The 12,058-nt window shown below is 56.1% G+C and carries 12 protein-coding genes; 5 read left to right on the forward strand and 7 right to left on the reverse strand.

Annotated elements, in window-relative coordinates:
• Positions 1-6: 6 nt before the first annotated feature.
• From ACFO3S_RS05500 to ACFO3S_RS05530, 7 genes are all read right to left on the reverse strand, one after another.
• On the reverse strand, positions 7-849 hold the full coding sequence (locus ACFO3S_RS05500; protein WP_378093180.1) for a carbohydrate ABC transporter permease: 843 nt from the start codon (positions 847-849) through the stop codon (positions 7-9).
• A 14-nt stretch (positions 850-863) separates the two neighbouring features.
• Positions 864-1,751, reverse strand: coding sequence for a carbohydrate ABC transporter permease (locus ACFO3S_RS05505; RefSeq protein WP_378093128.1), 888 nt, complete (start codon positions 1,749-1,751; stop codon positions 864-866).
• Between the two features lie 76 nt (positions 1,752-1,827).
• Positions 1,828-3,144, reverse strand: a complete 1,317-nt coding sequence (locus ACFO3S_RS05510) for an ABC transporter substrate-binding protein (protein WP_378093130.1) — start codon at positions 3,142-3,144, stop codon at positions 1,828-1,830.
• 255 nt (positions 3,145-3,399) lie between these two features.
• Positions 3,400-4,122 carry a twin-arginine translocase subunit TatC gene (gene tatC / locus ACFO3S_RS05515; RefSeq protein ID WP_378093132.1) on the reverse strand — a complete coding sequence of 241 codons (723 nt, stop codon included), beginning with the start codon at positions 4,120-4,122 and terminating at the stop codon, positions 3,400-3,402.
• 11 nt (positions 4,123-4,133) lie between these two features.
• Positions 4,134-4,382 (reverse strand): twin-arginine translocase TatA/TatE family subunit, encoded by a 249-nt coding sequence (gene tatA, locus ACFO3S_RS05520; protein ID WP_378093135.1) that lies wholly within the window; start codon positions 4,380-4,382, stop codon positions 4,134-4,136.
• A 24-nt stretch (positions 4,383-4,406) separates the two neighbouring features.
• Positions 4,407-6,089 carry a PhoX family protein gene (locus ACFO3S_RS05525; RefSeq protein ID WP_378093138.1) on the reverse strand — a complete coding sequence of 561 codons (1,683 nt, stop codon included), beginning with the start codon at positions 6,087-6,089 and terminating at the stop codon, positions 4,407-4,409.
• 310 nt (positions 6,090-6,399) lie between these two features.
• Complete coding sequence (locus ACFO3S_RS05530) at positions 6,400-6,999, reverse strand: nitroreductase family protein (protein ID WP_378093140.1); 600 nt, start codon at positions 6,997-6,999, stop codon at positions 6,400-6,402.
• Between the two features lie 268 nt (positions 7,000-7,267).
• Here ACFO3S_RS05530 and ACFO3S_RS05535 point away from each other — a divergent pair, with 268 nt between their 5' ends.
• The 5 genes from ACFO3S_RS05535 (at position 7,268) to ACFO3S_RS05555 (ending at position 11,315) form a co-directional block, all read left to right on the forward strand.
• The gene (locus ACFO3S_RS05535) at positions 7,268-7,999 is read left to right on the forward strand and encodes a response regulator transcription factor (RefSeq protein ID WP_378093143.1); all 732 of its coding nucleotides are present in this window, start codon (positions 7,268-7,270) and stop codon (positions 7,997-7,999) included.
• Complete coding sequence (locus tag ACFO3S_RS05540) at positions 7,996-9,009, forward strand: sensor histidine kinase (RefSeq protein WP_378093145.1); 1,014 nt, start codon at positions 7,996-7,998, stop codon at positions 9,007-9,009. The genes ACFO3S_RS05535 and ACFO3S_RS05540 overlap by 4 nt, the downstream gene beginning before the upstream one ends.
• Before the next feature lie 73 nt (positions 9,010-9,082).
• Positions 9,083-9,796 (forward strand): ABC transporter ATP-binding protein, encoded by a 714-nt coding sequence (locus tag ACFO3S_RS05545; RefSeq protein ID WP_378093147.1) that lies wholly within the window; start codon positions 9,083-9,085, stop codon positions 9,794-9,796.
• A complete protein-coding gene (locus tag ACFO3S_RS05550) occupies positions 9,793-10,557 on the forward strand; it encodes an ABC transporter permease (RefSeq protein ID WP_378093150.1) in 765 nt (254 codons plus the stop codon). The genes ACFO3S_RS05545 and ACFO3S_RS05550 overlap by 4 nt, the downstream gene beginning before the upstream one ends.
• Positions 10,554-11,315, forward strand: a complete 762-nt coding sequence (locus ACFO3S_RS05555) for an ABC transporter permease (protein WP_378093152.1) — start codon at positions 10,554-10,556, stop codon at positions 11,313-11,315. Before ACFO3S_RS05550 ends, ACFO3S_RS05555 begins: the two co-directional genes overlap by 4 nt.
• Positions 11,316-12,058 lie beyond the last annotated feature (743 nt).

Here is a 12,058-nt window from a genome sequence, read left to right on the forward strand (position 1 = left end):
GGGCGCCTATCCCTTAAGGCCGCCTGCGGTTATTCCCTCGATAATATAGCGTTGGAAAAATAGAAACACCAGAAAGATCGGAACGAGGGATAATGTCGACATGGCGAACATCGATCCCCACTGCGATTGGCTCGTAGAATCCAGAAACAGACGCAGTCCGAGCGAGATGGTGTAGTTTTTGGCATCGTTCAAATACAGCAATTGACTGAAAAAATCGTTCCAGGTCCATATGAACGTAAAGATGACCGTCGTGACGATCACCGGCAGCGACAGCGGAAGAACCAGCCTCCAATAAATCTGAACGGGGCCGCAGCCGTCGACTGTCGCCGCCTTATCCAGTTCGGAGGGCAGACTTCTCATAAACTGGACCATCAAAAAGATGAAAAAGCCCTCTGTCGCCAGAAACTTGGGAAGAGTGAGCGGCAGAAACGTATTCACCCAACCCAATTGATTAAAAATGATGTACTGCGGAATGATCAGTACGTGGTAAGGCAGCATCATCGTCCCGAGCATGGCGATGAAAAATAGTTTTTTCCACGGAAATTCCAGCCTTGCAAAGGCGTAGGCGGCCATCGAGCAGGACACGACGTTGCCGATAATGGAAATCGCAGACAACAGAAAAGAGTTCTTAAAGAAGATATAGAACGGGATGCCGGCGATTCCCTGCCAGCCCTTAACGTAGTTGTCCAGCATAAATTGATCGGACCACAGGCTCCTATCCGCGAAAATATGCTCCGCCGGCTTTAAGGACCCGCTCAGCATCCACAGCAGCGGATACAGCATGACGATCGCTCCGGTCAGGAGAAGGACGTGCAGCAGCGATTTTTGTAATCGAATTTTGACGGTCATGGCCATCCTTCATCTTACCCCTCGTAATGAACCCATTTTTTAGATGTTATAAATCCGATCGCCGAGAAGAAGGCAATAACCATCAGTAAGAACCAGGCCATCGCGGATGAGTACCCCATACTGAAATTCGTGAAGCCTTTCTCATACAGGTACAGCGTATAGAACAGCGTAGAATCCACCGGCCCCCCCGTACCGTTGCTGACGATGTAAGCGGGGGTAAAGGCTTGAAAGGAATAAACAAGCTGCATAATCATATTAAAAAAGATAATCGGCGACAGCAGAGGCAGCGTGATCGACCGGAACTGGCCGATTCTGCCTGCTCCGTCAATCGAGGCCGCTTCGTACAGCTCCTTGGGAATCTGCTTCAGCCCGGCCAGGAAGATAATCATTGGAGAGCCGAACTGCCACACTTTCAGCAGGATCAGCGTATAGATGGCGGTAGACGGCGTGCCGATCCAGCTGATGCCCTGGATCCCGAACATCGCGAGAAACTGATTAAAGATGCCGTCTACGCCGAACACCTTCCTCCAGAGCACCGCGATAGCGACGCTCCCGCCGAACAGATACGGAATGTAGTATACGGCTCTGTAGAGGCTTAGACCGCGTATTCCTTTATTCATCAATAAGGCAAGCAGCAGCGCCACCGCCAGCTCGACCGGAACGCCGACGAACACATAGATGAAAGTCACCCTCAGCGCTTTCTGAAAGCGGCCGTCCTCCATCAGCATTTCCTTGTAATTGCCCAGGCCGACCCACTCGGGGGCGGTAAACATATCGAAATCCGTAAACGATAAAAACAAAGAATAGAGAAAAGGAATCAGCGCCAGAAACAAAAAGCCTAGAAACCACGGCAGCAAAAAAAGATAGGAAATGGCATACTTGCGGAATGCTCGAACAAACATACTTACCGCTCCTATAAGGCCTGCAGACGAACCGAATCCGAGGTCGACTCGTCTGCAGATCAGGTTAGTCGGACTGTTATTTTAGAATTTTATCCACTTCGGCGAACAGGTCGTCGACGGCCTGCTCGATCGTTTTCTGCTTGAAGGCCACGCTCTCGCCCGCCAGTTTAAGCTCCTTTACAATCTCCGCGTTGCCCGCAGGCGGCAGATTAGGCGTCTTGGCAATATCCGACACCTTTTCGTAGAACTCCAGCGCTTCCACCTCGGGTTCGGTAAGGGTCGGCTTCAATTCGTCGTTCATTTTCTGGGAGCCGAGCGGCCCGTACTCCAGCTTCAGAATGGCGGAAGCCTCCGGATCGTTGATCAAATAATTGATGAACAATGCGGCTTCTTCGGGATGCTTGGTTTTGGAATAGATGCTGATGTGCGTGCCGTCCAAGTCCTGACCAAGGCTTCGGTCGTCTCCGGTCGGAATTCTGACAATATCGACGTTATCCTCCATGACCTTCTGGTTGGAATTGAACTGATTCTGAGGCCGCATCAGCATGGCAACCTTGCCCAGCCCGAACATGCCGTTCTCGGGAATTTCGTTCGGATATTCGGCCTGGACCTCCGGCGGAGGAGTAGCTCCCGCATCGCGCAGCCTCTCCCAGATCGTCAGCCAGTCGATCAGATCCTGCTTGTCGAAGCCGAGCTTGCCGTCGGCGCTGTACATATCCTTGCTCCTGCTCAGGAAAAACGCCCGGAACTCGTATTCGTCCATACTGTAATCTCCCGTTGCCCAAATCCCTTCCGGAAGCGCTTTCTGAAGTTCGATCGCTTTGTCGATAAATTCGTCCCACGTCCAGTCGAATGCAGGAGGCTCAACGCCCGCCCGTTCGAAAATGCCGGTATTGTAGAAGGTCCCTGATACGATAGAGCCCAACGAGATCATGTAATTTTTGCCGTTCAACACACCGCTGCTCACAATCTGCGGATTGAAATTCGAAAGATCCAGCCTCTGATCGGCAATCATCTCGTCCAGTTCAAGCAACTGGCCTCTTTGGATGTAGTCGTTGGAGAACTTGCGCGCCATCGTCATCACATCGGGAGCGGCTCCGCCGGCCATCTGCGTATTCAGCTTGTCGAAGAAAGCGGAGATATCCGTATACTCCCGCTTGACCGTAATATGGGGGTACTTCTCCTGAAATCGGTCGATCGCCTGATTCCACAGCGCGTGCCGACCTTCTCCTCCCCACCAGGCGACCCGAAGCTCGACCTGCTCCGATCCTCCGTCGGTGTTGCCCGACTGTCCGTTCGTTTCCTTCGTTTCCTTCGATCCGGAGCTGCATGCGGTCAGCCCGATCGCCAGAATCAGGCCGACCCCCATCGCCGTCCACTTTCTTATTCTCATGCTGTTTCCTCCCCTGTGGTTGTGCGTCTTACAATGTTAATACTATTGGAGGACCGGGGACGAGTAAATGCAGGAAGGTAAGACATAACTGGACGTAGTTAAGATGCCTTGAGGATCTCCGGGCATACGATTTCATGCACACAAGCAAACACGTCTTCGGCGTCCTCTAGACGCAGAATCGCGTTTTTGTCGGAGGAGATTCAGATAAGGATAGAATTTCTCCTTTCTGAATCATTAAAAAAAAGAGAACCGCCGTTAAGCGGTTCCCAGCTTTTCCTTCTTGCCGTGCACCCACTTCGACAGCCCCACGCTTAACTCGAACAGGACGAATAGCGGGATGATTACCAGCACGTCGGACATAATATCCGGCGGCGTAATCAGGACGGCGGTTACGGTGAGGATAAAATAGGACAGCTTGCGCCCCTTGGCCAACCGGGCCGGACTGAGCACTCCGATCCGGGTCAGGAACATGACCGTAACGGGCATCTCGAACAGCAGTCCGAAGGGCAAGGTCATGCTCAGCATGAAGGAGAAGTATTTGTCCGCCGTATACAGGGTGGAGAAATCTCCGGACATGCCCTCCAGAAACTGCAGCACCATCGGATAGATGACGAAGTATCCGAAGACGATCCCGCCGACAAACAAAATGGGCAGCCAGGGGATATACGCCAGCGTAGCCCGCTGTTCCTGCGGCTTCAAGGCCGGCTTGACGAACAGCCAGATTTGGTAGGCCGCCACCGGCAAGGTGACCGCGATCGCGATAACGCCCGCTAATTTCAGATAGACCCAGATTACGTCGGACGGAGCCAGAATCGCCAGCTTGAATTCCAGATCCCGGACCAGCCAGCGATAGATCTCCTTCACATACACGAAAGCGCCGCAGAGGGACACGAGGAACGCGATCAATGTGAAAATGATTCTGCGGCGCATTTCGCCCAAGTGGCCGACGAAGCTGACTTCCGAGCTTTCGGCCTTCATGGCGGGCCCCCTCAGCTTTTGTTGGACTCGACAGCGGCCAGGCGCGGTTTTTGTTCCGAAGAGGCGGGAGCTTCCGTCTCCTCGGCTTTGCTCTTGTCATCCTTGCCGCCGTCGATCATTTCGCGGGTGGCGCTCTTGAACTCGCTGAGCGTGCGGCCGAAGGCTCGTCCCAGCTCGGGCAGCTTGGAAGGCCCGAAAATAATGAGGGCGATCACCAGAATGAGAATCAGGCCGCCGATACCGATATTTCCGAAAGGCATGGTCGAAATCTCCTCTTCAATAAATTATTGGCCGAGCTTGAAGCCGCGGATGGCCACGACGGCCTCGCGCGGAATTTTGTCGCCCTTGCGGTGCGGCCACAGGCTCGTCGGCTTGCTGGCATCCTCCGTATTTTCGCCGGGATGCTGGATCGACAGGAACAGCGTGCGCTCGTCCGGCGTGAAGTACGGTCCGGTCATCTCGCACTCGCGCGGGCCGGATGCGAATTGCAGCGCTTCGCCCTTGCTCGGGCCGGCCGTCGGAATAACGAACAGACCGTTGTTCTTGAAGTGAGTGTATACGCCTTTGTTCAGGCTGCCGGAGGAAATATCCGTCACGACCCACAGGCTGCCGTTGGAGTCGAACGCCAGGTTGTCCGGCGAGCTGAAGCCGGACTGACGTCCGCCGGCCGCGAAGATTTCAAAGTCGAATTCGGTGGCGCCCAGGTCGTCGTCCTTCTCGAAAATGCGGGTGATGTGCCCGTGAATGTTGCCGTGGTTGTCGTTGTTCGTATGGCAGATGAAAATCGTGTTGTCGAACGGAGAAACTTCGACATCCTCCGGACGGTCCGTCGGCGTTCCGCCCACCAGCAGCGCCGCTTCCGCGCAGTGGGTCACGACGTCTCCCTGGGTTTGGAACTTGTTCAGCAGCTCTTCCTGCGTGCCCTTCACGCCGTTCGGAGCCTTGAAGCCTTCCTTCTCCACCGCTTTGCGTACCGCGTCGATCGTCACTTCGATCCACTTGCCGCTCTTCAGGTTGGCGACGTACAGCGTGCCTTCGGACAGCAGGTCGGAGTTGCGGCGTCCCGCAGCCGGGTCGTACTTGCCTTTGGTTACGAATTTGTACACGCACGCATCCTTCACGTCGTCGCCCATGTACACGACGATGCGGCCGTCCTTGGCGATGCTCATGGCCGTATTCTCATGGTGGAAGCGTCCGAGAGCCGTATGCTTTCTCAGGAACTTGCCGTCGAACGGATCGATCTCCACAACCCAGCCGTAGTGCGTAGGATTCAAGCTTGCAGCCGCGGCCGTCGATTCGAAGTTCTCTTCGCAGGACATGACCGTGTTCCACATCGTGACGCCGCCGGAGCAGTTGGCGAACGTTCCGGTGACGGTGGTGGCGCCGCCGATCGCTTTGGCGCCGCGAGCCGGTCCGGTCAGCTCGAACTTGGTGAAGCCGTTGATGCGGCGGGCGTGGCTGGAGGACTTGTCCATTTTCCATACGCCGTCCTCGCCCTGTTTCACTTCGATAACCGACATGCCTTGGTAGTAAAGCTCGTTGCGGATTTGTTCCGCCGTCATCTTGCCGTCTTTGATGTCCCCGTGCAGGAAAATGTTCGTGTATTCATGGTTGGTGACCAGCAGGCCATGTGAGTTGGAGCCGTTGATGGGGAGGTAAGCATTGTAGTCCGCGCCTTGTCCGAATTTGTCTCCCGCGTTGTTGATAACGTCGTCGTACGCGGCCACGACATCGTACTGGTAGCCCTTCGGCAGGACGAGTTGGTCGGCGTCGGAGGCCTCGATCGGCTCGAAAAATCCGCTCACCCGATTGGTCTTGAACCCGAAGAGATGATCGGCCGTTTTAGAAGCGGCAGATGCTTTGCCCTCCAGCGTGCCCAGCCCGGCAGATGCGGCGGCCAGTGCGGCTGCGCCCGTTCCCAGGTAGGACAAAAACTTGCGACGGTCCATTTTCTCTTTTTCGATCATGATTTTGCGCACACTCCCATTTTAAACAAATTGGACATCACCAATAGGATAGGGGGCGCGTATCAGTGGGATGTTAGTTGGAAAGCAGCAGTTTGTAAAAAGTATAAATGCGGGGCGTTACGGGGAGCGTGCGATACTCCGGGAAGCGTTCCGCGGCCCTGAAGCAGGCGACAGGCCGTACGGGCTCCCCTAGGAGTTATCTTGCATTTTTAGGGTTGTGGGATGCGAGGGAACGGGTGGGGAGGAACGCGATAAGAAAAACAGGAAAACGGGGACTGAGCCGCCCGCCTTCCTGTTCGCATCTGCGAAGTTATTTGATCGGCTGCCCGAACACGCCCTTGAACACGGATTCCTCCAGCGGGCGCCGCGGAGACGGCTTCTCTCGCTCGGCCATGGCCGGGGGAAGGGCTTCTTTGTCCCCTTGATAGCCCAGAGCGATGAGCGCCTGAATCGCGAATTCCTCCGGAATATTCAACGCCTGTCGGGCTTTGTCGAAATCGAAGCCGGTCATCGCATGGGTCATGAGCCCTTTGCGAACGGCCTCATGCGCCAGTGCGCCCCACGCCGCTCCGGCATCGAACGCATGGGACGGGAACGGCCCGTTCTCGGACGAGCTCTGCGAAACGATTAGGATCAGCACCGGCACTTTCTCGCACCAGGCACGATTGAAATCGATCAGGAACGGAAGAAACTTTTCGCGCTCTTCCCGCGTCCGCGCAACGATGAATCTCCAAGGCTGAAAGTTGAACGCTGATGGCGCGAACCGGGCGGCTTCCAGCACGCTGAACAATGCCTCTTCCGGCACTTCCTTCTCCAGAAAAGAACGCGGCGACCAACGATTGATATTGATCGGATCGATGTCGTAGTCGGTCTGACGGGTTTGGGCGATGGCTTCTTGAGCTGTGGTCATTGCGTTTCCTGCCTCCTTCGGCTGTATGGTCTGGGTGGATGTTACCCCTTTCTTGATTTTAGCTCATCGTTCGGGCGAATCCAAATTTTCCATATCGCGCGGTTCGCAGCCTTGTCTAAATTGATGCCCTTGTGACATCGCCCTAGTTTGGGGGAGGATGCAAAATTGATATATAATGATGGAGTCGATAGAATGCGGGTACCCGAGAGAAGTTAAGCATAGTTAGAGCCTCTGCCTCTTTGTATTTGCGATGAAGGAGACGAAGCGCATGCGTTACGCGAGATGGACTTCCGCCGGCACGCCGGAACGGCTTCGAACCGAGGGAACGAGAAGCATACTCTATATTGAAGACAATCAGGAAATCGGTCAGTGGGTCAAGGAGGAGCTGGAGCAGCGCGGATATGCGGTGCAGTGGCTGACATCCGGGGAAGGCGCGGAACGGGAAATCGTTGGGAAGGATGCGATCATTCTCGATATTATGCTGCCTGGACTGGACGGTTTTACGGTCGGCCAGCGATTGAAAAAAGCGGCGCCGTCGGTGCCGATTTTGCTCCTGTCCGCCCGGTCGGCTGTCGACGATAAGCTGGAGGGGCTTCAGTTCGCCGACGATTACGTGACCAAGCCTTTTCATCTCGACGAGCTGGCTGCGAGAGTGGAGGTTCTACTTCGTCGAAGCGGAGCGGGATTTCCGGAGCGCCTGAAGCTCGGACAGCATATCGCCGTGAACCTAACCGAGAATACGGTGCTGAATGAAAGTACGGGGGAAGAAATTGTGCTGACGGGCAAGCAGCATCAAATTCTGATGTATTTCCTGAGCCATCCCAATCGGATTTTGCCTAAGGAACAAATTTATGAAGCGATCTGGGGAGAGCCGTACATGGAGGGCGACAAAACGCTGATGGTCCATATTCGCCACCTCCGCAAGAAGCTGGAACGAAACCCGGACGCTCCGGAAATCGTTGAAACGGTTCGGGGCATCGGATACAGGGTCAGGCTATGAGGCGTTTGGGATCGTTTTTCCGCCGGTATTTGCTGTTCCATTTTCTGATCCTCATTTCCCTTCCGCTTCTGGCGATTTTCATGATTGCCGGCGTATCCCCCTCCGAAGAACAGTCCGATGCGCTGCATGAATATCGCAGCATGGTCGTCCTGATCTGTCTTATCTTTGCCGTCTTTATTTCCATTTCATGGCTGTTCTTCAACCGTCTCCGCCAACGGTTGATCCATCTGCAGGAAGCGATGTCCGTCCCTGCGGACGGCGTTCGGATTCCCCGCCCCCTATCCGTTCGCACTGAGCGCGTGGACGAAGTCGGCCAGTTGGAAGCGTCCTTTAACAGGATGATCCAGCAGCTCGAAAACAGCCGCCGCCGGGAACTGGAAGAGGAAGCGCTCAGGCGGAAGCTGATTGCGAATTTATCGCACGACTTACGAACGCCGTTGACCGTTATCCGCGGACATGCCTCCAGGCTGCGTAAAGAGCCGCTCAGCCCGGAAGGGCGTGACTCGTTAGAGGCGGTCGACCGGACCATTACACGCATCGGCGATTTGATGGACGACCTGCTTGCTTATACGCTGCTTACGTCGGGTAAATACCCGTATCGTCCCGTACCAACGGACATCGTTCGGCTAGCGCGAGCCTCCATCGCTTCCTGGTATCCGGCATTCGAGCAGGCGGGCTTCCATATCGAGGCCGATTTGCCTGAACAGGCAGCGTTGATATGGGAAGTCGATCCGCAATGGATGACGCGCGTGCTCGACAATCTGTTCCAGAATGTCCTGCGGCACGCGGAGACCGGCCGATATGTCGGGATCGCCGTGAATACGGAACAGGAGAGACTGACGATCGAAGACCGCGGCCCGGGAATGGGCGAGTCCTCCGCTGATCGCGGCGCCGGTATTGGACTGGCGATCACAACGCATATGTTGAAGGAAATGAAGCTGCAGGCGGATTTTGCATCGGATGAGAACGGCACAAGCGTAACGATCGGTCCAATTTTAAACGGGATTTAACCCGGACGCTCCCCGGCATTTAACTTGGCGCGACTATAATGGAAAGCATGACAGGAAAGGAAGATGATCTTGCATGCTTACCCTTCATCAACTCGTCAAACGCCGCGGCTCCCGCACGATTCTGAACGGTATCAGCTTTCAAGCGAAGCCCGGCCGGGTGACCGGCTTCCTTGGTCCGAACGGCGCGGGCAAAAGCTCGACTCTCCGCATTGTGCTGGGCCTTGATCGTGCCGATTCCGGCAAAGCGCTGATCAACGGAAAACCTTTCACCCATCTCCGCAACCCGCTCGCCACTGTCGGCGCCCTGCTCGACGGCTCCGGCGCTCACCGGGCCCGAACCGGGCGCGCGCATCTGAACTGGATCGCCCGTTCTGCAGGCCTGCCTCGCACCCGGGTCGACGAAGTGTTAGATATCGTCGGTCTGACCGACGCGGCGCCCAAACGCGTCGGCAGCTACTCGCTCGGCATGGGGCGCCGGCTCGGGTTGGCCGCGGCGCTGCTCGGCGATCCCGAAATCCTCATTCTGGACGAGCCCGTAAACGGCCTTGATCCGGAGGGCATCCGCTGGATCCGAACATTTCTGCGCGAACGGGCCGCAACGGGCCGCACAGTGCTGCTGTCAAGCCATCTGATGGGCGAATTAGCCGAGACGGTTGACGACGTCGTTGTGATTCACCAGGGACAGATCGTCGCCGACGGTACGCTTGCCGAGGTTACGGGCGCTCACAGCTCGCTCGAGGATGCCTTTTTCGCGCTTACGACTCGGAACGGCAGGGCCGCACCATGAGGACGCTTGCTGCGGAATTGTCCAAGCTCTTCTCCCTTCCGTCCGTCTGGATCGCGCTAGTCGCCGGGCTGCTTGTTCCGGCTGGCGTTACCGCGTTAAACGCTGTGTCGATCCGGAATGCGATGGCTCAAGGCAGCGAGACCGCGGTCGGGATTGATTTTGGCTATCAGGAATTGGCCTTCGGTGTCATCGGCGCCATCATTATCGGCGTCGTCGCGATCAGCAGCGAATACTTCACCGAATCCGGCGAATCCGGCGGAGGACGCCAGATCACAACCAGCCTGACCGCCATACCGTCCCGCCTCCGCTTCCTGCTCGCCAAAGCTGCCGCCGTGGTCATTGTCAGCGCACTGCTGGCCGCAGCCGCTGCAGTCGCCGCGATGGCTGTGATCCGTATCGTCCTTGGAGAGCATGCGCCCGAGCTGGGCGGCGAGGATGTTCCGCGGCTGGCAGGCGTCGTCTGCTACTGGGCGCTTACTGCGCTGCTGGCGTTCGGAATTACCGTCCTTACCCGACACGGCGTCGTTCCGCTCTCTATCCTGATCGTGAACACCTCTGTCGTCACCGTCACCTATCTGCTCACGCGGATCACGCCGTTGGCGTATTATTTGCCCGATATGGCCGGAATTCGCATGTTCATTCGCAACCTTGCCGACTCGAAGGTCGAAGTTACTCCGCTCGTCGGCGGGCTGGTCATGTCCGCCTGGGCCGCGGCGCTGTTCGCCGTCGCCGCGATCGTGTTTTGCCGGAGGGACGCATGAGCGCCGCGGCCGCCCGGCCCCGCAGCCGGGAAATCGTCCAAGCGCTCGCCGCAGAACTGTCCAAACTGTGGTCGCTGCCAGCTGCATGGCTCATCGTCGGCAGTTCGCTGATCCTTAATCTCCTTCTGTCGGCAGCCTTCGCCAGCGCCGGATTGCAGGGCTTAACCGGCACGCAGGACGTGCTCGATATCGGGCTTGCTTCAATTAGCTATATACAGGCCGGGTTCATCATTCTCGGAATCACGGCTTCCTGCTCCGAGTATGCCGGGGGACAAATTCGCACCACGCTTACGGCGATGCCCCGTCGCGGCCTTCAACTCGCCGCCTCGCATCTGGCTCTGACGATCATAGTCGTCCCGGCTGCGATAGGGACCGCCGCATCCGGCGTTCTGGTCGCCGCAATCGTTCTCGACGCTTCTGCTGCTTTCGACCCGGGCAGCGCCGCCGGCACCCTTGCAGGCGTGACCGGAAGCCTTTGTCTGACTACGCTCATCAGCGCGGCCATTGGCGTTCTACTTCGCCGTACGCTGCCTGCGGCAGCCGTCGTACTCGGCTATTATTTCATCGCCGGCCCGCTCCTGCGAGAGCACGCGGCATATGCCAAATACTTCCCCGATACGGCGGGAGTCGCCATGTGGTTCCCGCAGCCCGACGATGCGAGCGCGCTGTCCCCGGGGCAAGGCGCCCTCGTCTTGGTTGCTTGGACTATCGCGGTGTTCGCGATCGCTATGGCCGTATATCGTTATCGGGATTCGTGATTGCGGTTGCGGAATGCAAAGCTCGTCGGTAAAGGGGCGACGATTCCAACACTGTTCACGGCAGGGTGAATCTGCGAATGACGACCGGCCCGCGCGCTGTTATCGCATCTATACGATATCGAGAATCGGCGCGTGACCGGCACTCGCTTGAGCCGTTATAACGAAAATGAACGGAACTTGGGCAAGGACTGGAGAAAAGTTGCTGTTTAGAGAAAGACGATGTACCTTCTGTCTCCTCTTCATCATCGCCTTGATAGACGGGGAATTACTAGGATGATGACGATTTTATTCAACTTTGACGTCGCTAAATAAAATTGAGGATACCTGCTTGTATTGTTGTATAGATAGAGAAGCACAGCCCAAGCGAAGACCCGGGAGCCAATCTTTTGACCTTAAAAGAAGCTCCCGCGAACAACTAAAAATGGTACAAAAATCCTTATAGAAGTGCTATTTTAGGGGTAGTGTTCTATTGTCCTGGAGGTTGAGCTTTATAGCGAAGGATATCTTCGAAGGGACTCTAAACAATCCATTATCTGGAGTTGTCAAGAAAAGTGCAGTTTGAAAACACACTCATGAAGAAATCTGTTGCTAGGCTGCTTGTGACAGCATTCTTTCGCGATAAATCGATGGGGGCCAGCCCCCTGGATTCGTGGTGTAGATCCGCCGCCTGTTGTAGTAGACCATAATGTATCTGAAGATGATCGATTTGATCTGCGCCATCGGGTAGTGTTCGGTTTTGATCT

Origin of the sequence: Cohnella hongkongensis (assembly GCF_042654645.1) — a bacterium.
Lineage (GTDB): Bacteria > Bacillota > Bacilli > Paenibacillales > Paenibacillaceae > Cohnella > Cohnella hongkongensis.

Bases quoted from the DNA above. Each gene is read 5' to 3' on its own strand.
- ACFO3S_RS05510 (WP_378093130.1), bottom strand. From the start codon at position 3,144: ATGAGAATAAGAAAGTGGACGGCGATGGGGGTCGGCCTGATTCTGGCG.
- ACFO3S_RS05530 (WP_378093140.1), bottom strand. From the start codon at position 6,999: ATGACCACAGCTCAAGAAGCCATCGCCCAAACCCGTCAGACCGACTAC.
- ACFO3S_RS05505 (WP_378093128.1), bottom strand. From the start codon at position 1,751: ATGTTTGTTCGAGCATTCCGCAAGTATGCCATTTCCTATCTTTTTTTG.
- ACFO3S_RS05540 (WP_378093145.1), top strand. From the start codon at position 7,996: ATGAGGCGTTTGGGATCGTTTTTCCGCCGGTATTTGCTGTTCCATTTT.
- ACFO3S_RS05535 (WP_378093143.1), top strand. From the start codon at position 7,268: ATGCGTTACGCGAGATGGACTTCCGCCGGCACGCCGGAACGGCTTCGA.
- tatA (WP_378093135.1), bottom strand. From the start codon at position 4,382: ATGCCTTTCGGAAATATCGGTATCGGCGGCCTGATTCTCATTCTGGTG.
- ACFO3S_RS05550 (WP_378093150.1), top strand. From the start codon at position 9,793: ATGAGGACGCTTGCTGCGGAATTGTCCAAGCTCTTCTCCCTTCCGTCC.
- ACFO3S_RS05545 (WP_378093147.1), top strand. From the start codon at position 9,083: ATGCTTACCCTTCATCAACTCGTCAAACGCCGCGGCTCCCGCACGATT.
- ACFO3S_RS05500 (WP_378093180.1), bottom strand. From the start codon at position 849: ATGACCGTCAAAATTCGATTACAAAAATCGCTGCTGCACGTCCTTCTC.
- tatC (WP_378093132.1), bottom strand. From the start codon at position 4,122: ATGAAGGCCGAAAGCTCGGAAGTCAGCTTCGTCGGCCACTTGGGCGAA.
- ACFO3S_RS05525 (WP_378093138.1), bottom strand. From the start codon at position 6,089: ATGATCGAAAAAGAGAAAATGGACCGTCGCAAGTTTTTGTCCTACCTG.
- ACFO3S_RS05555 (WP_378093152.1), top strand. From the start codon at position 10,554: ATGAGCGCCGCGGCCGCCCGGCCCCGCAGCCGGGAAATCGTCCAAGCG.